The organism is Kitasatospora sp. NPDC051164 (assembly GCF_044455625.1).
Lineage (GTDB): Bacteria > Actinomycetota > Actinomycetes > Streptomycetales > Streptomycetaceae > Kitasatospora.
This window is the reverse complement of record NZ_JBITFB010000013.1, coordinates 199,090-222,414: the sequence shown is the minus strand read 5'-3', so window position 1 is coordinate 222,414 and position 23,325 is coordinate 199,090. Positions and strand designations below refer to the sequence as shown.

Here is a 23,325-nt window from a genome sequence, read left to right as displayed (position 1 = left end):
CGAACGCATACTGTCATGCTTCTGACAGGCCGGGCACTCGCTGCCCGGCCTGTTCATGTCGTGCGGGACAAGGGGAGGTCTTCTTGAGCGAGGCAAGCCAGGCAGCGGTCAGCGATGATGGCCGGGCGGAGCGGCTGGAGCGGTGGCGGGCGCCGTTGTCGGGGTCGGTCGGCCTGTCGGCGCAGTCGCGTCGGCTGCGCAGGAGCGGGTCGGCGAACCTGCTGTCGGGGGCGTGGCTGCACGCGGCGGCACGGGCCGAGCAGGGCCTGGATCCTCGACCGCCCAGGGGCAAGCGGGCGGCCAGGCCCGCGCGGCCCTGGAATCGGTCACCGAGTCGGTGGCACACCTGCGGGCGCCGGCCCTGGAGGACCCCGGGGCGTTCGTGTCCGACCTCGCGAGATCGCTCAACAACCTCTCCGAGCGCGAGGAGGATGCGGGCGGCCCGCCCGGCGGCTCGCCGATCGCCGACCGGGTGATCGCCGAGTTCGCCGCCGGCCCGGCCGCCGAACTGCTCGCAGCCCGGGCCAGGTTGCGGTGGCTCGACGACGACCGGCCGAACGCCCTGGGGTACCTGCGGTCCGCGGCGTACGAAGCCCAGCGGACGGAGGACCCGGAGTGGACCGGTCGCGCGCGGGTCGCGGTGCGAACCACGGCACAGGGGATCCGGGAGGAGGGTGCGGAGGACCCGTCGTCGACCGGGCTGCTCCAGTACGCGGAGATCCTGCTTGCACCCCGAGGAGCCGGCCAGCTGACATTCCCCTCGTAGCGTGGAGTCGTGACCAGAGGGGAAGTTGAGGGTCATGGCGGGGAAGAGACGTTCTTACGGCCTTGTGTACGAATGAGGTCGGGGCGTGTTGACCCGGCGGGTTGTCTGATGGGTGCTCACCTCTCGGCGGCGCGGTCGGAGACCAGGGCGGCGACTGCCGCGTAGGTCTCGTCGAAGTACTCGCGGCGTCCCAGGTAGCGCTGGACGGTTCGCCACTGCTTGTGTTCAGCGTTTGCGTGCTCGACGCAGATGCGCTCCGAGGATTGCTGATGACGGGGTGCGTCCCAGGCGGCGATGTCTTCGGGCGGGGCGCCGTTCTTCCTTTGAGCGGCGGGGCTTGAACCTGGTCGGGGAACTGCTTGGCAAGTCCCCGGCAGCCCGCGTCGACCTTGGACCTGACCTGGGGGTACCCGCGCGGCCCTGTGCATGCCATGGCAGAAGCCTGATCTTGTCAGCGCGCCACGTTGTTGTGTTCCGACACCGGTTCAACCCGAGCTCGGGAGGCCGGAGAGCAGGGCTGCGGCAGCTCTGTCGAAAGGGGCGATGCTCCCGGCAGCGCGACACAGGATGTGGGCGCCTTCGAGTGTGACGATCATGAGGGTGGCCAGATCAGCGGCCTGGGACGCGCTCATTCCGGCGTGGGTGAGTTTTCCGGCGAGTTCGCCGTCCCATCCGGTGAATGCTTCGGCCGCGACAGTGCGCAGGCTGCTCTGGTCGGCAATGGCCGCGCCGCCGTCGATGGTGACCGCCGCGATTGCGCAGCCGCCGCCCCCGGCGGACGCCTGCACCACGGGCCGGACGTTGCCGAGGAATGCCTCCACGACTTCGCGTGGCGTGCGGGCCGGCAGTTCGTGCAGGTGCCTGCGGACGTCCTCGGCGTTGCGGCGGGCGGCTTCGAGCGCGAGCTGCTGTTTGCCGCCTGGGAAGTGGTGATAGATCGCCCCGCGCGCGGCACCACTCTCGGCCAGGACGTCGTTGAAGGTCATCCCGGCCAGGCCGTGGCGTTGCAGCAGTCCGATTGCTGCGCTGATCATGCGGGACTTCGTGTCCGCGGCCATCGCGACCCCCTTGACTAGTACGGCCATCCTAGTCCATGCTCACCCACTAGGACGCACGTACTAGTAGTGGGGGCGGGACGGCCCCCGAAACCGGAGGTTCGTGATGGGCAAGACGTTTCTCTACACCGAGATCCAGGCAGCAGTGCCGTTCGATCAGTTCGACTGGCACCAGGTCAACGTGGCTCTGAAGACCGCGCCGGGCCTGATCCGCAAGACGTGGCTGTCCGGGATCGGCACCCACACCATCGGTGGCTTCTACGAGTTCGACAGCGCCGAGAAGGCCCTGGCCTTCGCCCAGGGCCCCTTCGCCGAAGAAGCCCGCCGGGCCGGAGCCCCGGCAACGACACGACTGTTCGACGGCGACATCGTCAAGGACGCCAGTATCGACCTGAACTCGCCCTACTACACCTGACACCGCAGGGCGCCGCGGCGTCAGAGCCGGACACCGCCTCGCTCCACTACCGGGGCGAGGCGGTCCCAACGGAAAGGCATCTCGATGAACATCACGCGGCACCCCGAGAACACCGTGAGCTGGATCGACCTCGGCACCCCCGATATGGGGACGACGACGGCGTTCTACACCGCGCTGTTCGGCTGGACCGTCGCCCAACCGGACTCCAACGGCTACCGGCTCTGCACGCTGCGCGGACATCTCGTCGCCGCTCTGGGGCCGGCCGAGGACGCGGGCGCACCCTACTGGACGACCAACGTCACCGTGTCGGACGTCCAAGCCACCGCCACCCGCTTCACGAACCTGGGCGCCCAGATCATCGTGGCACCAACCCAAGTCGGGACACTCGGCCACTACGCCGTCACGATTGACCCCGTCGGTGCACCACTGTCACTCTGGCAGCCCGGAACCCATGACGGCATGCAGCTGAACCACGAACCGGGGACCTTCGCCCGCATCAGCCTTCTCACCGACTGCTCCGCGGAGGCCGCCGCCTTCTATCGACCAGCACTGCACTGGAACTCCGACCCCCGGCACACCGAGTTCCGGTTGCCGGACGACTCCATCGCCGCCACCGGCAAGCCGCCAGGGAAACCAACGGCGCAGCGATCACTCTGGCTGGTCAGTTTCGCCAGCAACAGACCCGCCGCCGACGCTGAGCGGGCCCGACGGCTCGGTGCGACCGAAGTTCGCCGGGACTCCAGCGGAGACGTCGTCATGCGCGATCCCACCGGCGCTCTGTTCGGCCTTACCCAGCGCGTCCGATAGTCCCGCTCCGTCCGAACGTGTTGCCGCGAGACGGGTCTGGACGGCGTCGAACACCTGGTCCTGGAAGGCCCGCCGGTTGCGGCTGCTCTCCCTGGTCATGCCGTTGGTGAGGGCGTAGAGACCGAGGACGTCGAAGTCGCCGAAGTGTGTGGTGAGCCGGGTGCCGACGAAGCGGGGGCTGTCCATGGCGAGGCGGACAGGGTGGGTGCGGTAGCCCTTGGTGGCGATGACCGTGAGGTACCGGTCGTCGGGGCCTTCCGGGCGGCGGGTGATGGTGAAGCCGGAGCTCTCCAGGTCCCTGATGATCAGGTCGGCGGCCTCGCCGACCTTCACCTCGGTGAGAGCCACTCGGCGACGTAGTCGGAGAAGTGCATCACCCCGTACTTCTGGACGCGCTCGGCCTTGCGCCGGCTCTGCGGGGAGTTCTTCCGCGTGTGGTGGACCTCGGCGAGGCGGGTCTTGGCCTTGTCCTGAGTGGAGAAGCCGGACGCCTCTGTCTGGCGCCCCGCCGCGTTGCGGTACCTGATCTTGTACTCGTGCGGGCACTTGCTCCAGCGGGACTCGGGGTGCTCGCACTCCTTGAAGAAGCTGCCCATGCCGCGGGTGACGTACGGGGTGCTCAACAGCCGCCCGGCGGAGCGGGTTCGAGGGTGGGACGGCGCCGGGACGCCCGGTGTGGCGGTGGGGTGCAGCGCGAACAGGGCGGCGCCGACGCCGCAGCACCCGGCCGCCCGTCAGCTGTTTCGCCATGCGGAAGTTCAACGCCACGGACACCGCGCACGCCTCTCTGCGGAGCCGGTGCGGGCGCCCGCCTCCCGCAACCGGCCCGACCGGGCGACAGCGACCTGCGGGTGATCCCCGACGGTAGGGGCGCGGCCGGGTTGCGGGTAATCGTCCGATCGTCCGGAGGACCCGGGCGGCCGTCAGGGGGCGGTCAGAGGAGTGATCAAGAGCGTCGGAGGAGTGACCAGCGGAGAGGGGTGGGCGGTCATGGCGGGCGTACGGAGAGGTCCGGCAGCCTCAGGCCAGGAAGCCCCGCAGCAGTGCGGCCGTGGCGGCGAGGTGTTCCTCGGTGGCGCGTCGGGCGGCGTCACCGTCGCCGGCGAGGATCGCCCGGACCATCGCCCGGTGCTGCTCGGCGGCGTGCTCGATGTTCCGGTCCAGCATGGGGATGGCGTTGAGCAGGTCGTTGAGGCGCATCCTGGCCTCGGCGATGGCCGCGGCGAGGGTGGGGGAGCCGGTGAGCTCGCCGATGGCGAGGTGGAAGCGCGAGTCCAGCTGGCGGTACTGCTCGGGCGGGGCTCCCTCCAGGTCGGTCAGCCGGCTCTCCAGGCGGGCCCGCTGGTCGGGGGAGAGGGGGCGGCGGGCGGCCGCCTCGGCGGCGCCGATCTCCAGCACCTGGCGGTAGGTCAGCGCGTCCTCGAGCGCGCCGCCGAGGTCGCGGGCCGCGCGGCGCAGGTCGGCGATGTCCGGCGCCGGCATCCGGTAGGTGACGAAGGTGCCGCCGTACCGGCCGCGGCGGGGTTCGACGCAGCCGGTCTGCTGCAGTGTGCGGAGCGCTTCGCGCAGGGTCTCCCGGCTGACGCCGAGCCGGGTGGCGAGGTCCCGTTCGGCGGGCAGCCGGTCGCCGAGGCCGAAGACGCCGAGCTTGATCGCCTGGAGCAGCCGCTCGACGGTCTCCTCGAAGGCGTTGCCGGTCCGGACCGGGCGGAAGATCGCCCCGGCCTGCCAGTCGAGCCGCGCTCGCTCACGTGTTTCGTCCACGTCCACGCCGGAATCGTACCTACGACCGGGTTTCCCCGACTCGTTCCCCTGTCGCTCTTGACGCGGCCCCGGCCCAGCCGGAACGATGCTGCTCACCCACCCCAATGGACTGATTCCAGACCATTGAAGAGCCGTCCGACCGTCGAACCCGTCGGGGCGACCGGGCCACGCCGTCGTGGCCGCGTGCTCCCCGGCACACCCTCAACCCCCAGGGGTGCCCATGACCGACGCACGCTCACCCGACCAGCCTGCCCCCGAAAAGTTTCCGGAGAACACCGCCCCCGTTTCCGCTGCCGTTTCCGTCCCTGTTTCCACCTCCGTCTCCGACGACGAACAGCGACTGCGCGAGCTGGGCTACACCCAGGAGCTGGCCCGCTCGATGTCGGGCTTCTCCAATTTCGCCGTCTCCTTCTCCATCGTCTCGATCCTCTCCGGCTGCCTGACGCTGTACGGAACGGGAATGAAGACCGGGGGCCCGGCCCTGATCGTCTGGGGCTGGCCGGTGGTCGGCCTGCTCACGCTCTGCGTCGGGCTGGCGATGGCCGAGATCTGTTCCAGCTACCCGACGGCCGGCGGGCTCTACTACTGGTCCGCCAAACTGACCCGCACCCGTGGCCCGGCCTGGAGCTGGTTCACCGGCTGGTTCAACTTCCTCGGCCAGGTCGCGGTGACCGCCAGCGTCGACTACGGCGCCGCCTTCTTCACCAACGCGTTCCTCACGCTCCGCTTCGGCGTCGAGGCGAGCCCCGCGCACACCATGGAGATCTTCGCCGTCATCCTGCTGGTGCACGGCCTGCTCAACACCTTCGGGGTGCGCCTGGTCGCGGTCCTCAACAGCGTGTCCGTGTGGTGGCACCTGGTGGGCGTCGCGATCATCGTCGGCGCGCTCACCGTGCTCCCCGACCGGCACGCCTCGGTCTCCTTCGTCCTCACCGAGTTCGTCAACCAGACCGGCTTCCACAACCAGTTCTACGTGGCGCTGCTCGGCCTGCTGATGGCCCAGTACACCCTCACCGGCTACGACGCCTCCGCGCACATGACCGAGGAGACCCGCGACGCCGCCCGCTCCGGCCCGCGCGGCATCGTCAACGCCATCACGGTCTCCCTGGTGGCGGGCTGGATCCTGCTGCTCGGCATCACCTTCGCGATCCGGGACTACGACGGCGCCCTCAACAGCGACACCCAGGTCCCGCCCGCGCAGATCTTCATCGACGCGATCGGCTCCGGCGGCGCCCAACTCCTGCTGCTCATCGTCATCGGCGCCCAGTTCTTCTGCGGCATGGCCTCCGTCACCGCCAACTCCCGCATGATCTACGCCTTCTCCCGCGACGGCGCGCTGCCCGGCTCCCGCCTGTGGCACCGCATCGACCCGCGCACCCAGACCCCGACCAACGCGGTCTGGCTGGCCACCGGCGGCGCGCTGCTGCTCGGGCTGCCCGCGCTCTGGAACACCACCGCCTACACCGCCGTGACCTCCATCTCCGTCATCGGTCTCTACATCTCCTACGTCATCCCGGTGTACCTGCGGCTGCGCCAGGGCGAGGACTTCCCGCGCGGCCCCTGGCACCTGGGCCGCTGGAGCCGGCCGATCGGCGTCGTCGCCGTCGCCTGGACCGCGGTGATCACCGTCCTGTTCATTCTCCCCACCGCCGGCCCGATCACCGCCGAGAGCTTCAACTACACCCCCGTCGCCGTGGCCGTCGTGGTCGGCTTCGCCGGCGTGTGGTGGCTGGCCTCCGCCCGGCACTGGTTCACCGGGCCCCACATCAACGCCACGCCGCCCGAACACGACGTCCCGGACACCGAACTGGAGACCCGATGACCACCCCCCGGCTCACCCTCGACGAGCTGCGCACCCGCGTCGCCGACGGGTCCGTCGACACCGTCGTGCTCGCCATGACCGACATGCAGGGGCGCCTCCAGGGCAAGCGCGTCGCCGCCGAGTACTTCCTCGACGACGTCGTGCCCGGCGCCGCGGAGGGCTGCGGCTACCTGCTGGCCGTCGACGTCGACATGAACACCGTCGACGGGTACGAGATCTCCTCCTGGGAGAACGGCTACGGCGACCTGACGCTGCGCCCCGACCTCGCCACCCTGCGGTCAATCCCCTGGCACCCCGCCACCGTCATGGTCCAGTGCGACATCGTCCACCACGACGGCACCCCGGTCGCCGTCTCCCCGCGCCAGGTCCTGCAACGCCAGCTCGACCGCCTGGCCGGCTACGGCTGGCAGGCCCAGGCCGCCACCGAGCTGGAGTTCATCGTCTTCCGGGACAGCTACGAACAGGCCTGGGACAAGGACTACACCCGGCTCACCCCGGCCAACCAGTACAACGTGGACTACTCCATCCTCGGCACCGGCCGGATCGAGCCCCTGCTGCGCCGGCTCCGCAACGGCATGGCCGGCGCCGGCCTCACCGTCGAGTCCGCCAAGGGCGAATGCAACCTCGGCCAGCACGAGATCGCCTTCAAGTACGCCGATGCCCTCACCACCTGCGACAACCACGCCGTCTACAAGACCGGAGCCAAGGAGATCGCCGCCCAGGAGGGCTGCAGCCTCACCTTCATGGCGAAGTACGACGAACGCGAGGGCAACTCCTGCCACATCCACCTGAGCCTGCGCGACGAGCAGGGCGCCCCGGTGTTCGCCGGTGACCGTCCGCACGGCTTCTCCCGCACCATGGAGCACTTCCTCGCCGGACAGCTCGCCTGCCTGGCCGACTTCGCCCTGCTGTTCGCCCCCACCGTCAACTCCTACAAGCGCTACGTGCCCGGCAGCTTCGCGCCCACCGCCATCGCCTGGGGCCGCGACAACCGCACCTGCGCGCTGCGCGTGGTCGGCCACGGCCCGTCGCTGCGCTTCGAGAACCGTGTCCCCGGCGGCGACGTCAACCCGTACCTCGCGGTCGCCGCCCTGATCGCGGCCGGACTGCACGGTGTCGAGCAACAGCTCGAACTCGAACCGGAGTTCACCGGCAACGCGTACGCCTCCGCCGCGCCCCGGGTGCCCGCCACCCTGCGCGACGCGACAGACGCCTTCGAGCGCAGCGCGGTCGCCACCGAGGCCTTCGGCAAGGACGTCGTCCGGCACTACACCCACGCCGGACGCACCGAACTCGCCTCCTACGAGCGGGCGGTGACCGACTGGGAGCGGCGCCGCGGATTCGAGCGGCTGTGACGCGCGACGACGGCCGACGCCCGCTGATCGGCATCACCAGCTACCAGGACGACGCCGCCTGGTCCGTCTGGAACCAGCGCGCCTCCCTGGTGCCCCAGACGTACGTCGACGCGGTCGCGCGCGCGGGCGGCAGCCCGGTGCTGCTGCCGCCGCAACCCGGCGGGGCCGACCACCTGCTCGACGCCCTGGACGGGCTTGTCCTCGCCGGTGGACCGGACATCGACCCGGCCAGGTACGCGGCGGTGGCCGATCCGCGCACCGGCCCGCCCCACCACGCCCGCGACGACTGGGAGAGCCGGCTGCTCGGCGCCGCCCTGGCCCGGGACCTGCCGGTGCTCGGCGTCTGCCGCGGCATGCAGCTGCTCAACGTCGAACGCGGCGGCACCCTCCGCCAGCACCTGCCCGACGGCACCCACCAGATCGTCCCCGCCCGCTTCGTCCGCCACCGCGTCAGCCTGGTGGACGGCAGCCGGCTCGCCGCCGTCCTCGGGCCGACCGTCGAGGTCTCCTGCTACCACCACCAGGCCGTCGACCGGCTCGGCACCGGTCTGCGGGCCACCGCCTGGGCCACGGACGGCACCGTCGAGGCGCTCGAACTGGCCGGCCACCGCTTCGCGTTGGGTGTCCAGTGGCACCCCGAGACCGACCCCGACGACCTGCGCCTCTTCGAGGCCCTGCTCGCCGCCGGCCGGACCACCGCCGGCCGGACCACCGCCAGGACCACCGCCACGCACAGGGAGACAGCTCCATGACCGATCCGGACCTCTTCGAGGTCGTCAACCCCTCCACCGAGGAGGTGATCACCACCGTCGAACTGGCCGGCCTCGCCGAAACCGACGCCGCCGTCGCTCGCGCCCGCGCCGCCTTCGACACCTGGCGCCGGGTGGCCCCCGCCGACCGGGCCCGGCTGCTGCGCTCCTTCGCCGCCGCCGTCGACGCCGACCGCGAGCACCTCGCCGCACTGGAGGTCGCCAACGCCGGCCACACCATCGGCAACGCCCGCTGGGAGGCGGGCAACGCGCGGGACGTCATCGAGTACTACGCCGCCGCGCCCGAGCGGCTGTTCGGCCGGCAGATCCCCGTCGCAGGCGGCATCGACGTCACCTTCCAGGAACCGATCGGCGTGGTCGGGGTCATCGTGCCGTGGAACTTCCCGATGCCGATCGCCGCCTGGGCCCTGGCCCCGGCCCTGGCCGCCGGCAACACCGTCATCGTCAAACCGGCCGAACTCACCCCGCTCACCGCCCTGCGCCTCGGCGAACTCGCCCTGGAAGCCGGGATCCCGGAAGGCGTGCTGCAGGTCCTGCCCGGCCGCGGACCGGTCGTCGGACAGCGCTTCGTCACCCACCCCGACGTGCGCAAGGTCGTGTTCACCGGCTCCACCCGGGTCGGCAAGGAGATCATGGCGGGCTGCGCCGCCCAGGTGAAACCCGTCACCCTCGAACTCGGCGGCAAGAGCGCCAACATCGTCTTCGCCGACGCGGACCTCGCCAAGGCCGCCGCGACGGCGCCCTACGCGGTCTTCGACAACGCCGGCCAGGACTGCTGCGCCCGCTCCCGGATCCTGGTCGAAGCATCCGTCTTCGAGGACTTCATGGCGCTCCTGGAGCCGGCCGTCCGCGGGGTGCGGGTCGGTGACCCGACCGACGAGAAGACCGAGATGGGCCCGCTGATCTCCGCCGCCCACCGGGCGCGGGTCGCCTCCTACGTTCCGGACGGGTCGGCCGTCGCCTTCCGCGGCAGCGCCCCCGACGGGCCCGGCTTCTGGTACCCGCCGACCGTGCTCGCGCCCGTGCGGCACGACGACCGGGCCTTCACCGAGGAGATCTTCGGCCCGGTCGTCGCGGTCGTCCCGTTCAGCGACGAACAGGACGCCCTGCGCATCGCCAACGCCGGCGAGTACGGGCTGTCCGGCTCCATCTGGACCAGGGACGTCGGGCGCGCGCTGCGGGTCTCCCGCGGCGTCGACGCCGGCAACCTCTCCGTCAACTCGCACTCCTCGGTGCGCTACACCACGCCGTTCGGCGGATTCAAGCAGTCCGGCCTCGGCCGCGAGCTCGGCCCCGACGCCCTCGACGCCTTCACCCAGACCAAGAACGTCTTCATCTCCACGGAGGAATGATCAGCATGACCCAGCGACTCGACGGCCGCGTGGCCGTCATCACCGGCGCGGGCAGCGGCATCGGCCTGGCGACCGCCCGCCGCTTCGCCGCCGAGGGCGCCAAGGTGGTCTGCGTCGACCTCGACGCCGAGACCGGCGCCAAGGCCGCGAACGAGGTCGGCGGCCTGTTCATCCAGGCCGACGTCACCGACGAGGACGCGGTGCGCGACCTCTTCCAGCGGGCCGTCGACGAGTACGGCCGGCTCGACATCACCTTCAACAACGCGGGCATCTCCCCGCCGGACGACGACTCCATCCTCACCACCGGCCTGGACGCCTGGAAGCGGGTCCAGGAGGTCAACCTGACCAGCGTCTACCTGTGCTGCAAGTACGCGATCCCGCACATGCAACGCCAGGGCAAGGGCTCGATCATCAACACCGCGTCGTTCGTCGCCGTGATGGGCGCGGCCACCTCGCAGATCTCCTACAGCGCCTCCAAGGGCGGCGTGCTGGCCATGTCCCGCGAGCTGGGCGTGCAGTTCGCCCGCGAGGGCATCCGGGTCAACGCACTCTGCCCCGGCCCGGTGAACACCCCGTTGCTGCAGGAACTGTTCGCCAAAGACCCGGAGCGGGCCGCCCGTCGGCTGGTCCACATCCCGCTCGGCCGCTTCGCCGAGCCCGAGGAGATCGCCGCCGCGGTGGCCTTCCTCGCCTCCGACGACTCCTCCTTCATGACCGCCAACACCTTCCTCGTCGACGGCGGCATCTCCGGCGCCTACGTGACCCCGCAGTAGCGGCGGCCACCCCCCGGAGGATGCCGACGGCTCGCCCGCCCCGCGACAGGGGCGGGCGAGCCGTCGGCGTGTCGCGGCGGCCGTTACCGGCCGGGGGCGGCCGTCGGCGGGGTGTCCAGCACCCGGAAGGAGATGCCCGCCGCGATCAGCCGGTCGATCAGCGGCCGACCCATCGCCACCGCGGTGGTCAGCTGCCCCGCCACGGGCGGCAGGTCGTCGTAGGCCAGGCAGAGCGCCGCCTCGGCCAGCATCTTCGCGGTCTCCTGGTAGCCGGGGTCGCCCCCGGACACCTCGGTGAGGACCGTGGGCCCGCCCTGCGCCCGCGCCACGAACCGGACGGCGAACCAGGACCGTGCCCGCTGCTCCGCACTCGGCCCGTCGCCGGGCTTGCGCAGCCGTCCCAGGGCCCGGCGCAGCAGCGGCAGCTGCGCGGCGAGGGCGATCGCCGCCACCGCGGCGACACCGCCGAGGGCGACCGGCAGCCGTCGCACCGCCGCGTAGTGGGTGTAGCCGAAGTCCGGGCCGTACTCCTCCAGCGCGGCGGCCGAGCGGGACACCACCTGCGGGTCGATCGAGGGCATCGGCACCGCCCAGGCCCTTGCCGCCCGTGACCGGTGCGGCCGGCCGACCGGGGTGCGGACCAGCCGTCCCTTCGGCCGGGGCTCCGCCGCGCGGCGCGCCCGGGCGGCGCGGGCCATCGCGCGCGGTCGGGAGAAGGCCGTCATCGCGGAGGCGAAGGTGCCGCCGGAGACGGTGCCGCCGGCGCGGGCGAAGCCCTCGACGGAGACCCGGGCCGCCGGGCCGCCGCGGCGCAGCAGTTCCTCGACGGTGAACAGCACGCCGAGGTCGTGCGGGACCGAGTCGAAGCCGCAGGCGTGCACCAGGCGAGCGCCGGTGGCCACCGCCCGCTCGTGGTGCCGGAGGTACATCCGGTCGACGAACTCGGGCTCGCCGGTGAGGTCCACGTAGTCGGTGCCGCTGTCCGCGCAGGCTGCCACCAGCGGCTCGCCGTGCCGCAGGTACGGGCCGACCGTGGACACCACCACCCGGGCGTCGGCGGCCACGGCGCGCAGCGCCTCGCGGTCCGCGGCGTCCGCGATCAGCAGGGGGAGGTCGGCGCAGCGCGGGTCGATCCGGGCCAGCCTCGTCCGGACGGCGGCGAGCCGGCCTTCGTCCCGTCCGGCGAGTGCCCAGCGGCAGCCCTCGGGTGCGGTCCGGGCCAGGTACTCGGCGGTGAGTCCGCCGGTGAACCCGGTGGCACCGAACAGGACGAGGTCGTACGGGCGCGGCTCGGCCATCAGCAGTCCCTACTCGCGGGTAATCGACTGCGCCACGCTAGGAGCGCGCCGTGGCACTGTCAACGGTTCGTCCCCGGGCCGTCGGACGACCTCGGTACGACAGCCGGCCGGGTCGTGAGCGTCGAAGGGCCGCGTCGGCCCGCATCGGCTCGGCGGGCCTGACGAACGGTGCCTCGTGCTCACGTGCACCAGAACAGGAGACGGGTACAGCCCGGTGTGGTTGCCGGGTCGGTCGGGTGCCGGGTGGCGGAGGTCGGCGGGACGGGGCCGGTGTTCGGTCTGGTCGTGCTCGGGGCGGGTGCCGAGGGCGGGTCCGCCGGAAGAGGGGCGCCGGGGGACGGGGGCGGGCCCGAGGGGGACGCCGTGGTCGGGGTCGGGCTGCCGGACGGCTTGGGCCGGGTGGTGGTGGCCGACGGCTGCGGGCGGGCTGCGGCCGTGGCGGTGGCCGGTGCCGGTGAGGCCGACGTGCCGGGGACGGCCGGGGCGCTCTGCGAGGGTGACTCGGCGCCCGCGGAGGCCGGGGCCACCGCACCGTCCGAGTTGCCGCCGGTCAGCAGGACGGTGGCCAGTCCACAGACGACCACCCCGGCCGTCGACACGGCCACGACCGTGCTCCGCGGCCGGCCGGCCCGCCGCCGGGCCGACCGCGCTGCCGAGCGGCGTGGCGGTGCGGACGCGGTGGCGGAGATTTCGCTCGGTCGCGCGGACCGGTGGTGAGCGGCCTCCCCGGTCGCGGGCTCGGCGGCCCGGCCGCATCCGGGGCAGGAGAGCGCGCCGTTGAGGTGGCGTTGGCAGGGCGTGCAGTAACTCATGGGGTCTTTCCGTAGGTGCGCGTGACCGGGATCCCGGCGGTGACTGCCACGCCGCCCGCAGGCCGGGCCGGATGGGATGCGAGCGTACGCAGATCGGACCGGTTCGCGACACCCGGCCGGCGCGAGGCTTCTGCGCGGGTCGGGTGTCGTTCGTGTGACGGTTCGGTCGAGCCGTCGGCGCAGCGGCAACAGCACCCGTCAGGGAGCGGACCCGACCGGGGAACCGGGCCGCGGGTGCGGGCGTTGCTGGCTGAGGACACCCGGGCGGGGCTGCTGGTCGGCGCGCTGGGGGGTGGCCGATCCGAACAGGGAAAGGAACTGCACATGCACGTCACCCTCGCCGAGGAGCTGATGCTGCTCTCACTGGACGACGAGTCCGGTGTGGCGAAGGACAGTTCGAGCGCCGGATGGGCGGTGGCGGGAGGCCTCCTCGCCGACCTCGCACTGGCCGGCCGGGTCGCGCTCGACGAAGGCCGGCTCAGCGTCACCGACCACACTCCGACCGGCGACCCGCTGCTCGACGGGCGGCTGGAGCGGCTCACCGAGTGGGTCGCGCGCAAGGCTCCCGGCAAGGCGAAGGCGGCGGACTGGCTGACCAAGGACCACCCCACGGCGGTCCGTGCCACCGTGGAGCGGCTGTGCGAGCGCGGCCTGGTCGTCGAGGAGCGCCACCGGGTCCTCGGCCTCTTCCCGGTCCGACGCTATCCGGAGGCGGACGGCTCCGTCGAGCGTGAGCTCCGCGAGCGGCTCGCTGCCGTGATCCGCCATCACGGGACGCCCGACATCCGCACCGCGACCCTGATAGCGCTCCTGCACGCCGCCCGGCTGCACGGTCTGGCCTTCCCCGACCTCCCCCGCGCGCGGGTCGAGCTGCGCTTCTCGGAGATCGCCGCGGGCGACTGGGCGGGGGAGTCCGTCACCCAGGCGATCCGGAACATGCGCGTCGCGGTCGCGGCCATCACGGCCGTCAGCGTTGCCACGGCCGCCACGGCGGCCGTCAGCTGACAGCCGGCGGTCCCGGGCCCGCCTCCGAGTGGGCGCGGGACCGCCTGCGAGCGGGCCCGGCCCGGGGCCTCCTCGGCAAGGCCGACCTCCCGGATCAGCCCCCTGGTCGCACGCCCGTTCGGGGGGCCTCCTAGCATCGTGTCGCATTCTTCGACGGACACCGCTGCCCGCATGGCCGGGTGCCCGCCGTCCACCACCCGGCACGACACCTCGACTCCACCGCACGGCGATGGAGTCGGGCATCGAGGAGGAACCTTCATGCAAGCCCGGAAGATCGGCGCGGCCGCGGTAACCGCGGTGGCGGTTCTGGCGGCCCGCGACCTCCTCCAGAAGAGACACGCGCTGCTCCGGAACTTCCCGGTGGTCGGGCACGCCCGGTACCTGCTGGAGACGATCGGGCCGGAGCTGCGGCAGTACATCGTGACCTCCAACGAGGAGGAGCGCCCGTTCAGCCGCGACCAGCGCACCTGGATCTACGCGTCGGCGAAGGAGGAGAACAACTACTCCGGGTTCGGCACCGAGGTCGACGTCGAGCACGTCCAGGGGCACGCCTACCTGAAGCAGCGCACCTTCGCCGGCGCACTGCCCGATGCGCACGACCCGCTGGCTCCCCTGCCCTCGGCCAAGGTGCTGGGCGGGCCGCGCGGGCGCGCCAAGGCGTTCCGGCCGGCCAGCGTGGTGAACATCTCGGCGATGAGCTTCGGATCGCTCTCCGGTGCGGCCATCTCGGCGCTCAACAAGGGGGCGGCGCTGGCCGGCGCGATGCACAACACGGGCGAGGGCGGCCTCTCGCCGTACCACCGCAACGGTGGCGACCTCGTCCTCCAGCTCGGTACGTCGTACTTCGGCTGCCGCAACGAGGACGGCAGCTTCAACCTCGACAAGCTCAAGGACGTGGTCGCCGGTGCGCCCGTCAGGGCGATAGAGATCAAGCTCTCCCAGGGCGCCAAGCCCGGGTTGGGCGGAATGCTGCCGGGCGCGAAGGTGACCCCGGAGATCGCCGCGATCCGCGGCATCCCGGTCGGCGAGGACTGCGCCTCCCCGTCGCGGCACACCGCGTTCGGCGACGTCGACTCGATGCTCGACTTCGTCGAGTTGCTCGCCACCGAGACCGGTGTGCCGGTCGGGATCAAGAGCGCGGTGGGCGAGATGGGCTTCTGGCATGAGCTCGCCACGCTGATGGCACGTGGGGACCGCGGGGTCGACTTCGTCACGATCGACGGCGGTGAGGGCGGCACCGGGGCGGCGCCGCGGATGTTCGCCGACTCGGTGTCGCTGCCGTTCCGGATGGGCTTCTCCCGGGTCTACGGCACCTTCGCCGAGCTGGGGCTGACCGACGACCTGACCTTCATCGGCTCCGGCAAGCTCGGCCTGCCCGAGAACGCCGCGGTCGCCTTCGCCCTGGGCGTCGACATGATCAACGTGGCCCGCGAGGCGATGCTGTCGATCGGCTGCATCCAGGCGCAGAAGTGTCACACCGACAAGTGCCCCACCGGCATCGCCACCCAGAACCCGTGGCTGGCCCGCGGCCTCGACCCGGCGTCGAAGGCCACCCGGGCGGCCGTCTACCTGCGCACCCTGCGCAGGGAGCTGGCGAAGGTGTCGGCGGCTGTCGGCGTCGCCCACCCGGCACTCATCACGGCCGACGACGTCGAGATCATGAACGGCGACTACGAGGCCCGCAGCCTGGCCGGCGTCTACGGCTACAAGGAGGGCTGGGGCGAACTCGGACCGCACCTCGCCGAGGAGATCACGGCACTTCTCACCACCAAGCCGACCTCCGCCCGGGAGCCGGCCGTCTGATCCGCCGACCGAGGCGGTTGTTCGGCGTTTTGTTCAATGACCGAGGGCCGAACCAGAACAATCCCGGTGCGCTACACCAGTAGCGCACGCCACACCCGTGCCGTGCGTGGACCAGGGCCGCAACAGCGCCGAACCCCGGGAGAGTTCACCAGATGACGACGCTCTGCATCGCGAACAACCGCACCGAGGAGATGGTCGGGGACCTCACCGGGATGGAGCCGCTGGAGCAGCGGTTCGCCGGGTGCGGGGCGCAGCGGATGCTCTGGTGGGCCGAGGACGGCGACGTCCTGGTGCTGCCCTGGGGCCCCGACCCGGAGTACCTGGCGTACGTCACCGGGCTGACCGGCGTGCGGGCCGACAGCCTGACCTTCGTGGTGCCGCCGCCGGGTGCCCAGGGCGACCAGGTGCTCACCACCGACCGCCTGGTCGACCCGGACTTCCGCGCGCAGCTGCGCCGCGCCCTGGCCGGGCGCACCGTCGACCAGGTGCTGGCCATCTCGCCGAACGGCGCGGTGGCCGAGCTGGCGGACGCGCTCGGCCTGGCGCACGCCATGCCCGGCCACCCCTTCGCCGCGCAGGGCGGCAACGCCCTGGTCAACAGCAAGGCCGGTTTCCGGGCGCTGGCCGCCGGCGCCGGGGTGCCGATCCCGCCCGGGAGGGTGGCCGGCTCGCCCGCGGAGGTCGAGGCCGCCATCGAGCACCTGCTCACGCAGGGGCACAGCGTGATGGTCAAGGTCGAGTACCAGGCCGGTGGCTTCGGCAACGAGATCCTCTCCCGGGACGAGCAGGTCGACGCGGTCGGCGCCGAACGGGTCGTACCGCTGCCGGACCGGGCGGCGGTGGCCGCGTACGTGGCCGAGCGGTGGACCTGGCTGACCGGCGGGCGCGGCCAACGGGTGGTGGTGGAGCGGTACTTCGCCGACTCCGCGCCGCTGTACGCCCAGTTCCTCATCGACGACACGGCCGTGGTGCTCTCCGGCTGCGGCGAGATGGTCATGCGGCCGGTGGTGATCGGCGAGATCACCCCGCCGGTCACCCCGGATTCCGACGTCCTGGCCGAACTCGTCGCCCAGGGCGCCAGGCTGTCCGAGGCACTTCGGGTGATCGGCTACCGGGGCACGGTCAGCGCCGACGCCGTGCTGACCCCCAAGGGCGAGATCTACTTCCACGAGACCAACGGTCGGCTCACCGGCTCCAGCCACCTGCACGACGCCTACTTCGGCCGCCTGCTGCGCGCGGAACACCGCGACTCGCGCTACATCCTGGAGCTCGCCGGCCTCACGGTGCCGTCCTTCGCGCAGGCCGTGGCGGCGATCGACACGGCCGGGCTGGCCTTCGACCCGCAGACCGGCACCGGCGTGCTGTACAGCTGCGACTTCGCGCCCGCCGACGGCTCGGTGATGTACTGCGTGATCGCCGAGAGCCCGGAGGACACCCGCGCCCTGGAGACCGCGCTGCTCGCGCTCTTCGCCGGATGACACCCGACACGGCCGGGAGCGGGATGCGTGCGGCGGTGATCCACCGCTACGGCGGGCCGGAGGAGTTCCGCACCGAGACGGTGCCCGAACCCGTGGCCGGCCCTGACCAGGTGCTGATCGACGTCACCCTGGCCGGGCTCAACTACGCGGACCTGCACTGCCGCACCGGCGAGTACGCGCGCTACCCGCTGCCGGCGGTGCTCGGCGCCGACGTGGTCGGGCGGCGGCGCGGGGACGGGCGGCGGGTCGCCGCGCTGCTGCGCACCGGAGGCGGGTACGCCCAGGTCGCCCGCGCCGAGACGGCGTACACGGTGGAGGTGCCGGACGGCGTGGACGACGAGCAGGCGCTCGCCCTGCTGGAGCAGGGAGCGACGGCCTACGGCGCGCTGACCCTGGCGGGGCGGCTGCGGCCGGGCGAGACCGTCGCGGTGACCTCCGCCGCCGGTGGGGTCGGACACCTGGCGGTGCAGCTGGCGCGGGAGTCGGGCGCGGGCCGGGTGATCGCCCTGGCCTCCACCCCGGCGAAGCGGGAGTTCGCGCGCTCGCTGGGAGCCGATGAGGTCATCGACCCCGAGGATCCCGACCTGGCCGAGCGAATCGGCGGGTCGGGCGGGGTGGACCTGTTCGTGGACCTGGTCGGCGGCCGGGTGCTGCGCGCCGGGCTGGCCGCACTGGCGCCGTTCGGGCGGCTGCTGTCGGTCGGGGCCCGGGGCGGACCGGAGGAGAGCTTCTCGGTGGACGAGCTGGCCGACCGCTCGGCGGGACTGCTGGGCTTCTGGCTCCAGCACGTCCTGGCGGACCGGGTGCTGTTCGCCGGCATCGCCGAGCGCCTGTTCCGACTCGCCGCCGAGGGACGGCTGGTGGCGCGGATCGACCGGACCGTACCGCTGTCCGGGGTGGCCGGGGCGCACCGGGCGCTGGCCGCGCGGGAGACCATGGGCAAGCTGCTGGTGGACGTCCGCCGCGAGGAGTGAGCCCGCGAACAGGGCGCCGGGAGGACCGAGCGGTGTGCGCACCGGGCCCGACAGCGGACTGTCGGGCCCGGTGACCGGTCAGTAGCCGGCGACCTCGTCCAGGCCGTGGCCGCGCAGCGGGACGAGGAAGCTGCGTTCGAACACCACCACGGCCTCGCCGGTGGACTTCGTCCCGGTGGTGCGGCAGCTCACGATGCCCTGCCCGGCACGGCTCTTGGACAGCCGCTTGGCGAGGGTCTCGGTCTCCGCGTAGAGGGTGTCGCCGGTGAACACCGGGTGCGTCATCCGGATGTTCTCCCAGCCCAGGTTGGCGATGGTGCGCCCGCTGGTGGACCGGGCCGTCATCCCGCCGACGATGCTGAGCGTCACCAGGCTGGAGACGATCGGCCGCCCCCAGGGGGTGTGCGCGCTGTAGGCGGCGTCGATGTGCAGCGGGGCGTCGTTCATGCTCAGCATGCTCATCAGCACGTTGTCGAGCTCGGTGACGGTCCGCCCGGGGCGGTGCTCGACCACCTCGCCGACCTCGAACTCCTCGTAGTAGCGCCCGACCACCTCGCGGTAGCGGCGCTCGCCGATCCGCCGGTAGCCCGCGGGTTCGGTTCCTTCCATGGTGGCTGTCCCCAAGTCCTAGAGGTCGGCGGTGAGTTCCTTGACGTGGCCGGCGAACTCGCGGATCAGCCGCTCGTCCATGTCGGCGCGCATCATCAGCCGCAGCCCGGCCTCGCCCTTGGGCACGATCGGGAAGAACACCGCCGAGCTGTAGAAGCCGCGCTCGAAGAGCTGGGCGGACAGCTTGACGGCCCGCTCGGCGTCCCCGACGTCGACCCGGCGCACCGGCAGGCCGTTGCCCGCGAAGGTGGTCGGCAGCAGTTCGTCGAAGAGGTCGATGTTGCGGTTCAACTGGGCTTGCAGGTCGCCCAGTTCGGGGGAGCGGTGGATGGCGGCACTGCCCAGCGAGGCGCCGACCAGCGGCAGCGCGACGTTCTGCGACCAGCCGACCGGGCCGGCGTGCCGGTGCAGGAACTCGAACTGCTCGCGGTTGCCGAGCATCGCGACGCCGCCGCCGGTGCCGAAGCCCTTGCCGAGGCTCGCGACGATGACCGTCAGCGGGTTCATCTCCAGCCGGGAGCGGACGAAGCCCTCGCCGCGCTCGCCCATGATGGACAGCGAGTGGGAGTCGTCGATGTAGAGGAACAGTCCGTAGCGGTCCTGGAGTTCGAGCAGCCCGTCGAGGGCCGCCGCGCCGCCCATCGAGTACGCGCCGTCGGCCACGTAGGCGACCCGCGGGTACTTGCGGCAGATGTCCTCGAGGTAGTTCAGGTCGTTGTGCGGGCAGGTCAGCACCAGCGACTCGTCCGCGCAGATCGGCTTGACGTACGCCATGCAGAAGTGGCAGAAGCGGTCGAAGACCATCACCCGGGGTCCGCCGCCGCCCTGACAGGCGCCGTCCAGGTGGCCGGAGGCGATCAGGGGCAGGATGCCGGCGGTGAGCGAGGTACAGGAGGCGCCCGGCAGGATGTGCGCGCCGAACAGCTCGCCGAGTTCCTCCTCCAGGCGCACCAGCAGGTTGTGCCGGATCCGGGTGGTGGAGGTGACCAGCCAGGTGCTGCGGGACTCGGCCAGTGCGTCGACCGCGGCGGCCGCGACCGAGGGGTGGTTGTTCAGGCCCAGGTACGCGCAGGAGACCATGTTGGCGAACTCGTGCCCGGTCTCGCGGACGATCAGCCGGTTGTTGGACTCCGAGTCCACCGTGATGCCGATCAGGCCGTTGGCGGCGGCCGCCTGCCAGACCGGGTCGGCGGCGGCCAGCATGGCCTCGGCGTTGCGGTACCGGCGCGGGCCCAGGATGGATTCTTCGGTCATCGTCACTTCTCCGTCGCGTGGTTCGGGGTATCGGTGGGCGCGTGGCCCTGCGGGGGGATCTGGGCGCGGCCCTGCGCGTGGCCCTGGGGATGGTGCGAACCGTCCGGCCGGGGCGGGTCGAACTGCTCGATCAGGCGCTGCGAGGCCTCGAAGAACGGCATGCCGACCATCACCCCGTCCACCACGGTGACCGAGCGGCCGTTCTCCAGACCCGCCGCGACCACCCGGCGAGCGCGCGCCAGCAGCTCCTCGTCCGGGCTGAACGTCTCGTTGATCAGCGCAAGTTGGCGCGGGTGGACGGCGATCTTGCCGCTGAACCCGAAGTCCCGGGCGAGCCCGGCCTCCCGGCGCAGCCCGGTGAGGTCGGCGACCTCGAAGAACGGCGCGTCCATCGCCTCCACCGCCGCCGCGCGGGCGCTGTTGACCACCCGGGCGCGGGCGTGGGCCAGGGCCTCCCAGGAGAGCCGGGCGCCGACCGCGAAGGCGTAGTCGGCCGAGCCGAAGACCAGCCCGCGCAGCCGGTGCCCGGCGGCCGCGATGGCGGGCGCGTGCTCGATGCCCAGCGGGGTCTCCACGACGGCCAGGAACTCCGTCTCCGGGCAGTCCGGACCGAGCGCGCCGGCCGCGATCTCGATGTCCCGGGGGGACTCCGCCATCGGGATCAGCACGATGTCCGGCTTGACCCGGTACCGGGTGATGGCGATCAGGTCGCGCAGACCGTCCGGTCCGGACAGCGTGTTGATGCGCACCGCGCTGCGCGCGAGCTTGGTGGACGGGAGCGCGAAGAACTCCTCGGCGAGCCGGCGGGCCTCCTCCTTCCGGGCCGGTGGGACCGAATCCTCCAGATCGACCATGGCGATGTCGGCGCCGGACTGGTGGCTCTTGGCGTACCGCTCCACCGCCATCGCGGGTGTGGACAGGAGGGAACGGCAGTAGCGCGTGAACTTCATGGATATCTCCGAAGTCAGCGAAGGCTGCGGGTTCCGGTTCTATCCCACCGGCTTTGTTCGGCGCCGTGTGACTGGACATTGAACATCAACTCGGAACAACCGACCCGCACGCACCATTGTTTGACGCCAACCGTGCTGTGCATGATGAATCACCGGGGGACGGACACGAGACACGCGCGGCGCGCGTGGGCACGTGGGCACACAAGGGTGTCAGGACACCGCTTCAACGAAGAAGGGGGCCGAAGTGCCGCGTCGGGAAAGTCCACTGGAGCCCGGGGACGGGCCGCTGCTGCGGTTCGCGGGCGACTTACGGGCCATGCGGGAACGCGCCGGAAGTCCGCCGTACCGTCAACTCGCCCTCCGGGCACACTGTTCGGCCGCCAGCCTGTCGGTGGCCGCGGGAGGCCGGCGGCTGCCCAGCCTCTCCGTCACCCTCGCCTACGTCCAGGCCTGCGGCGGGGACGTACGGGAGTGGCGGCACCGCTGGCAGCTGCTCGCCGCCGAACTGGCCGCCGACACCGCCGCCCGGCGGCGCGCCCAGGACGCCGGGCGGGCTCCCTACCCCGGCTCGGCGGCGTTCGAGGCGGCCGACGCCGAGCGGTTCTTCGGCCGCGAGGCGCTGCTGGACCGGCTGGTCGCCCTGCTGGCCGAACGGCGGCTGGTGATCCTCGCCGGGCCGTCCGGGGCGGGCAAGTCCTCGCTGGTCAGAGCCGGTCTGCTGGCCCGGCTCGGCGGGGCTCCCGCCGCCGGTACGGCCGCCGGTGCCGCTGTCGGTACGGCTGCCGGCGCCGCCGGTGGTACCGCTGCCGGGAGAGGCGGGGCCAGGGGCGGAGCGGGGCGGGCCCCGGCCGGTGGCGGCGTCCCGGTGGCGCTGCTGACGCCGGGTGAACGACCGATGGAGGCGTACGCACTCGCGCTCGCCCGGCTCGGGCAGCGAGCCGGGGAGACGATGCGCGGCGCCTCCGGACCGACGGGCGGCGACCCGGTGCTGGTGGTGGACCAGGGCGAGCAACTGCGCACCCGCTGCCGGGACGCCGCCGAGCGGGCCCGCTTCCTGGACGCCCTGGTGGCGACGGCCGAGGGCGGTCCGGGCGAGGCCCTGGCCGGGCTGCCGGTGGCGGCGCCGGCCCGGTGCCGGGTGGTGCTGGTGATCCGCTCGGACCAGAGCGGGCCGCTGTTCGCCGAGCACCCGGGGCTGGCCGACGCCGGACGCCACGGGGTCCTGTCGATGGGGCGTCCGGCGCCGGACGAGCTGCGGCGGGCGATCACCGAACCCGCGTTACGGGCCGGCTGCACCGTCGAGGGTGCCCTGCTGGCCGTCCTCATCTCGACCGCCGCTCAACAGCCCGGCGCGCTCCCGCTGCTGTCCGCGGCACTGCTGGAGACCTGGCGGCGGCGCAGCGGCAACGCGCTCACCCTGGCCGGGTTCCAGGCCACCGGAGGTTTCGAGGGCGCGCTGGCCCGGACGGCGGAGACGCTGTACAACGGGCTGGATGCCTCCGACCGGAGCCGGGCGCAGGCGGTGTTCCTGCGGCTCGGTGGGGAGTTGCTCGGCGCGGGCGAGGATGCCGCCGGCGGCGCGATGGCACTGGGCGACGGGCTGACCCCCGGCGGCGAGCTGGTGTCGGGCGGCGACGAGGGCACCCGCAAGCCGGTCCGGCGTGCCGAGTTCGACGATCCCGGCGTGGCGGAGGTGATGGAACGGCTGATCCGGGCGCGGCTCGTGGTGGTGGACCGGGACAGCGTCGAACTGTCCCACCACGCGCTCCCGCAGGCCTGGCCCAGACTGCGCGGCTGGCTGGCCGAGGGCCGCGAATCACTCGGCGAGCAGCGCAGGCTCACCACGGCCGCGCGGAGTTGGGCCGCCGCCGAGCAGGATCCGGAACTGCTGTACCGGGGTATCCGGTTGGAGCAGCTCATGCGGCGGGTGGCGGCCGGCGAGCTGACCACGGCGGGGGTCGAGCGGGCCTTCCTGGCGGCCTCGGCGCGGGCGGCCGTCGCCGACCGGCGCCGGGCGCAGCGCCAGAACCTGGCGGTGGCCGGGGTCGCCGCGGCGGGCGGGGCGCTGCTGGCCCTGGCGGGCGGCAGCCGGATCCGTCGGGCCTGGCCGTGGTGAGCGCCGGGGTGTGAGTGCCGGGTCGTTCGCGGGAGCGGCGGCGGCCGTTCCCGCGAACGACCCGCTCGGGCCGTCGCCCGGTTGTTGCCCGGGGTGTCAGTCGGGGCATTGCCCGGGGTTGCCCGGGTGTTGATCAGCGCCGGAGCA

21 protein-coding genes are annotated in these 23,325 nt (G+C 72.5%); 14 read left to right on the top strand and 7 right to left on the bottom strand.

From position 1 onward, the window contains the following. The first annotated feature begins 232 nt into the window (after window positions 1–232). The gene (locus tag ACIBEC_RS21125) at window positions 233–766 is read left to right on the top strand and encodes a hypothetical protein (protein ID WP_360501250.1); all 534 of its coding nucleotides are present in this window, start codon (window positions 233–235) and stop codon (window positions 764–766) included. Between the two features lie 485 nt (window positions 767–1,251). On the opposite strand, the gene ACIBEC_RS21120 is transcribed toward ACIBEC_RS21125, so the two are convergent. After that, complete coding sequence (locus ACIBEC_RS21120) at window positions 1,252–1,824, bottom strand: TetR/AcrR family transcriptional regulator (RefSeq protein WP_360501252.1); 573 nt, start codon at window positions 1,822–1,824, stop codon at window positions 1,252–1,254. Between the two features lie 103 nt (window positions 1,825–1,927). On the opposite strand from ACIBEC_RS21120, the gene ACIBEC_RS21115 reads away from it, so the two are divergent. After that, complete coding sequence (locus ACIBEC_RS21115; RefSeq protein WP_360501254.1) at window positions 1,928–2,236, top strand: hypothetical protein; 309 nt, start codon at window positions 1,928–1,930, stop codon at window positions 2,234–2,236. A gap of 114 nt (window positions 2,237–2,350) precedes the next feature. Next, window positions 2,351–3,043 carry a VOC family protein gene (locus tag ACIBEC_RS21110; protein ID WP_396288272.1) on the top strand — a complete coding sequence of 231 codons (693 nt, stop codon included), beginning with the start codon at window positions 2,351–2,353 and terminating at the stop codon, window positions 3,041–3,043. 329 nt (window positions 3,044–3,372) lie between these two features. On the opposite strand, the gene ACIBEC_RS21105 is transcribed toward ACIBEC_RS21110, so the two are convergent. Both ACIBEC_RS21105 and ACIBEC_RS21100 read right to left on the bottom strand, forming a co-directional pair. Continuing rightward, window positions 3,373–3,666 carry a hypothetical protein gene (locus tag ACIBEC_RS21105; protein ID WP_360501258.1) on the bottom strand — a complete coding sequence of 98 codons (294 nt, stop codon included), beginning with the start codon at window positions 3,664–3,666 and terminating at the stop codon, window positions 3,373–3,375. Between the two features lie 397 nt (window positions 3,667–4,063). Continuing rightward, window positions 4,064–4,813: an FCD domain-containing protein gene (locus ACIBEC_RS21100; RefSeq protein WP_360501261.1), complete on the bottom strand. Its 750-nt coding sequence runs from the start codon at window positions 4,811–4,813 to the stop codon at window positions 4,064–4,066. Window positions 4,814–5,027: 214 nt separating this feature from the next. On the opposite strand from ACIBEC_RS21100, the gene ACIBEC_RS21095 reads away from it, so the two are divergent. From ACIBEC_RS21095 to ACIBEC_RS21075, 5 genes are read left to right on the top strand one after another with little or no spacing between them, the layout of a single operon-like run. Continuing rightward, entirely contained in the window at window positions 5,028–6,629 is a 1,602-nt protein-coding gene (locus tag ACIBEC_RS21095) for an amino acid permease (protein ID WP_396288269.1), read from the top strand. Beyond that, complete coding sequence (locus ACIBEC_RS21090; RefSeq protein WP_360501264.1) at window positions 6,626–7,984, top strand: glutamine synthetase family protein; 1,359 nt, start codon at window positions 6,626–6,628, stop codon at window positions 7,982–7,984. Before ACIBEC_RS21095 ends, ACIBEC_RS21090 begins: the two co-directional genes overlap by 4 nt. Next, window positions 7,981–8,736, top strand: coding sequence for a gamma-glutamyl-gamma-aminobutyrate hydrolase family protein (locus ACIBEC_RS21085; protein ID WP_360501267.1), 756 nt, complete (start codon window positions 7,981–7,983; stop codon window positions 8,734–8,736). Before ACIBEC_RS21090 ends, ACIBEC_RS21085 begins: the two co-directional genes overlap by 4 nt. Beyond that, a complete protein-coding gene (locus tag ACIBEC_RS21080) occupies window positions 8,733–10,106 on the top strand; it encodes an aldehyde dehydrogenase family protein (protein WP_360501270.1) in 1,374 nt (457 codons plus the stop codon). Before ACIBEC_RS21085 ends, ACIBEC_RS21080 begins: the two co-directional genes overlap by 4 nt. A gap of 5 nt (window positions 10,107–10,111) precedes the next feature. Continuing rightward, window positions 10,112–10,879 (top strand): 3-oxoacyl-ACP reductase, encoded by a 768-nt coding sequence (locus ACIBEC_RS21075; protein WP_350520760.1) that lies wholly within the window; start codon window positions 10,112–10,114, stop codon window positions 10,877–10,879. Between the two features lie 83 nt (window positions 10,880–10,962). On the opposite strand, the gene ACIBEC_RS21070 is transcribed toward ACIBEC_RS21075, so the two are convergent. Next, entirely contained in the window at window positions 10,963–12,177 is a 1,215-nt protein-coding gene (locus ACIBEC_RS21070) for a saccharopine dehydrogenase NADP-binding domain-containing protein (protein WP_360501273.1), read from the bottom strand. Window positions 12,178–12,540: 363 nt separating this feature from the next. Between ACIBEC_RS21070 and ACIBEC_RS21065 the strand changes: the two genes are divergently transcribed. The 5 genes from ACIBEC_RS21065 to ACIBEC_RS21045 all read left to right on the top strand — a co-directional run bounded on the left by ACIBEC_RS21065 (window position 12,541) and on the right by ACIBEC_RS21045 (window position 18,249). Next, window positions 12,541–12,894: a hypothetical protein gene (locus tag ACIBEC_RS21065; protein ID WP_396288266.1), complete on the top strand. Its 354-nt coding sequence runs from the start codon at window positions 12,541–12,543 to the stop codon at window positions 12,892–12,894. Between the two features lie 419 nt (window positions 12,895–13,313). Beyond that, window positions 13,314–13,994, top strand: a complete 681-nt coding sequence (locus tag ACIBEC_RS21060; RefSeq protein WP_360501279.1) for a GPP34 family phosphoprotein — start codon at window positions 13,314–13,316, stop codon at window positions 13,992–13,994. 258 nt (window positions 13,995–14,252) lie between these two features. Beyond that, window positions 14,253–15,797 (top strand): FMN-binding glutamate synthase family protein, encoded by a 1,545-nt coding sequence (locus ACIBEC_RS21055; protein WP_360501282.1) that lies wholly within the window; start codon window positions 14,253–14,255, stop codon window positions 15,795–15,797. 152 nt (window positions 15,798–15,949) lie between these two features. After that, window positions 15,950–17,275, top strand: coding sequence for a peptide ligase PGM1-related protein (locus tag ACIBEC_RS21050; protein ID WP_360501285.1), 1,326 nt, complete (start codon window positions 15,950–15,952; stop codon window positions 17,273–17,275). Beyond that, window positions 17,272–18,249 carry a zinc-binding dehydrogenase gene (locus ACIBEC_RS21045; protein WP_360501288.1) on the top strand — a complete coding sequence of 326 codons (978 nt, stop codon included), beginning with the start codon at window positions 17,272–17,274 and terminating at the stop codon, window positions 18,247–18,249. The genes ACIBEC_RS21050 and ACIBEC_RS21045 overlap by 4 nt, the downstream gene beginning before the upstream one ends. Before the next feature lie 78 nt (window positions 18,250–18,327). Here ACIBEC_RS21045 and ACIBEC_RS21040 read toward each other — a convergent pair whose 3' ends face one another. Genes ACIBEC_RS21040 through ACIBEC_RS21030 form a run of 3 tightly spaced genes read right to left on the bottom strand, consistent with a single transcriptional unit; the run spans window position 18,328 to window position 21,062 of the window. Then, window positions 18,328–18,858 carry a MaoC family dehydratase gene (locus ACIBEC_RS21040; RefSeq protein ID WP_360501290.1) on the bottom strand — a complete coding sequence of 177 codons (531 nt, stop codon included), beginning with the start codon at window positions 18,856–18,858 and terminating at the stop codon, window positions 18,328–18,330. An 18-nt stretch (window positions 18,859–18,876) separates the two neighbouring features. Beyond that, a complete protein-coding gene (locus tag ACIBEC_RS21035; RefSeq protein ID WP_360501293.1) occupies window positions 18,877–20,112 on the bottom strand; it encodes an aminotransferase class I/II-fold pyridoxal phosphate-dependent enzyme in 1,236 nt (411 codons plus the stop codon). 2 nt (window positions 20,113–20,114) lie between these two features. Next, a complete protein-coding gene (locus ACIBEC_RS21030; protein WP_360501296.1) occupies window positions 20,115–21,062 on the bottom strand; it encodes a CoA ester lyase in 948 nt (315 codons plus the stop codon). 244 nt (window positions 21,063–21,306) lie between these two features. Between ACIBEC_RS21030 and ACIBEC_RS21025 the strand changes: the two genes are divergently transcribed. Beyond that, a complete protein-coding gene (locus ACIBEC_RS21025) occupies window positions 21,307–23,178 on the top strand; it encodes a hypothetical protein (protein ID WP_396288262.1) in 1,872 nt (623 codons plus the stop codon). Window positions 23,179–23,325 lie beyond the last annotated feature (147 nt).

Excerpts from the sequence above, each read along its gene's own strand:
- ACIBEC_RS21120 (WP_360501252.1), bottom strand. The coding sequence starts at position 1,824 with ATGGCCGCGGACACGAAGTCCCGCATGATCAGCGCAGCAATCGGACTG.
- ACIBEC_RS21115 (WP_360501254.1), top strand. The coding sequence starts at position 1,928 with ATGGGCAAGACGTTTCTCTACACCGAGATCCAGGCAGCAGTGCCGTTC.
- ACIBEC_RS21095 (WP_396288269.1), top strand. The coding sequence starts at position 5,028 with ATGACCGACGCACGCTCACCCGACCAGCCTGCCCCCGAAAAGTTTCCG.
- ACIBEC_RS21090 (WP_360501264.1), top strand. The coding sequence starts at position 6,626 with ATGACCACCCCCCGGCTCACCCTCGACGAGCTGCGCACCCGCGTCGCC.
- ACIBEC_RS21080 (WP_360501270.1), top strand. The coding sequence starts at position 8,733 with ATGACCGATCCGGACCTCTTCGAGGTCGTCAACCCCTCCACCGAGGAG.
- ACIBEC_RS21075 (WP_350520760.1), top strand. The coding sequence starts at position 10,112 with ATGACCCAGCGACTCGACGGCCGCGTGGCCGTCATCACCGGCGCGGGC.
- ACIBEC_RS21070 (WP_360501273.1), bottom strand. The coding sequence starts at position 12,177 with ATGGCCGAGCCGCGCCCGTACGACCTCGTCCTGTTCGGTGCCACCGGG.
- ACIBEC_RS21060 (WP_360501279.1), top strand. The coding sequence starts at position 13,314 with ATGCACGTCACCCTCGCCGAGGAGCTGATGCTGCTCTCACTGGACGAC.
- ACIBEC_RS21055 (WP_360501282.1), top strand. The coding sequence starts at position 14,253 with ATGCAAGCCCGGAAGATCGGCGCGGCCGCGGTAACCGCGGTGGCGGTT.
- ACIBEC_RS21050 (WP_360501285.1), top strand. The coding sequence starts at position 15,950 with ATGACGACGCTCTGCATCGCGAACAACCGCACCGAGGAGATGGTCGGG.
- ACIBEC_RS21045 (WP_360501288.1), top strand. The coding sequence starts at position 17,272 with ATGACACCCGACACGGCCGGGAGCGGGATGCGTGCGGCGGTGATCCAC.
- ACIBEC_RS21040 (WP_360501290.1), bottom strand. The coding sequence starts at position 18,858 with ATGGAAGGAACCGAACCCGCGGGCTACCGGCGGATCGGCGAGCGCCGC.
- ACIBEC_RS21035 (WP_360501293.1), bottom strand. The coding sequence starts at position 20,112 with ATGACCGAAGAATCCATCCTGGGCCCGCGCCGGTACCGCAACGCCGAG.
- ACIBEC_RS21030 (WP_360501296.1), bottom strand. The coding sequence starts at position 21,062 with ATGAAGTTCACGCGCTACTGCCGTTCCCTCCTGTCCACACCCGCGATG.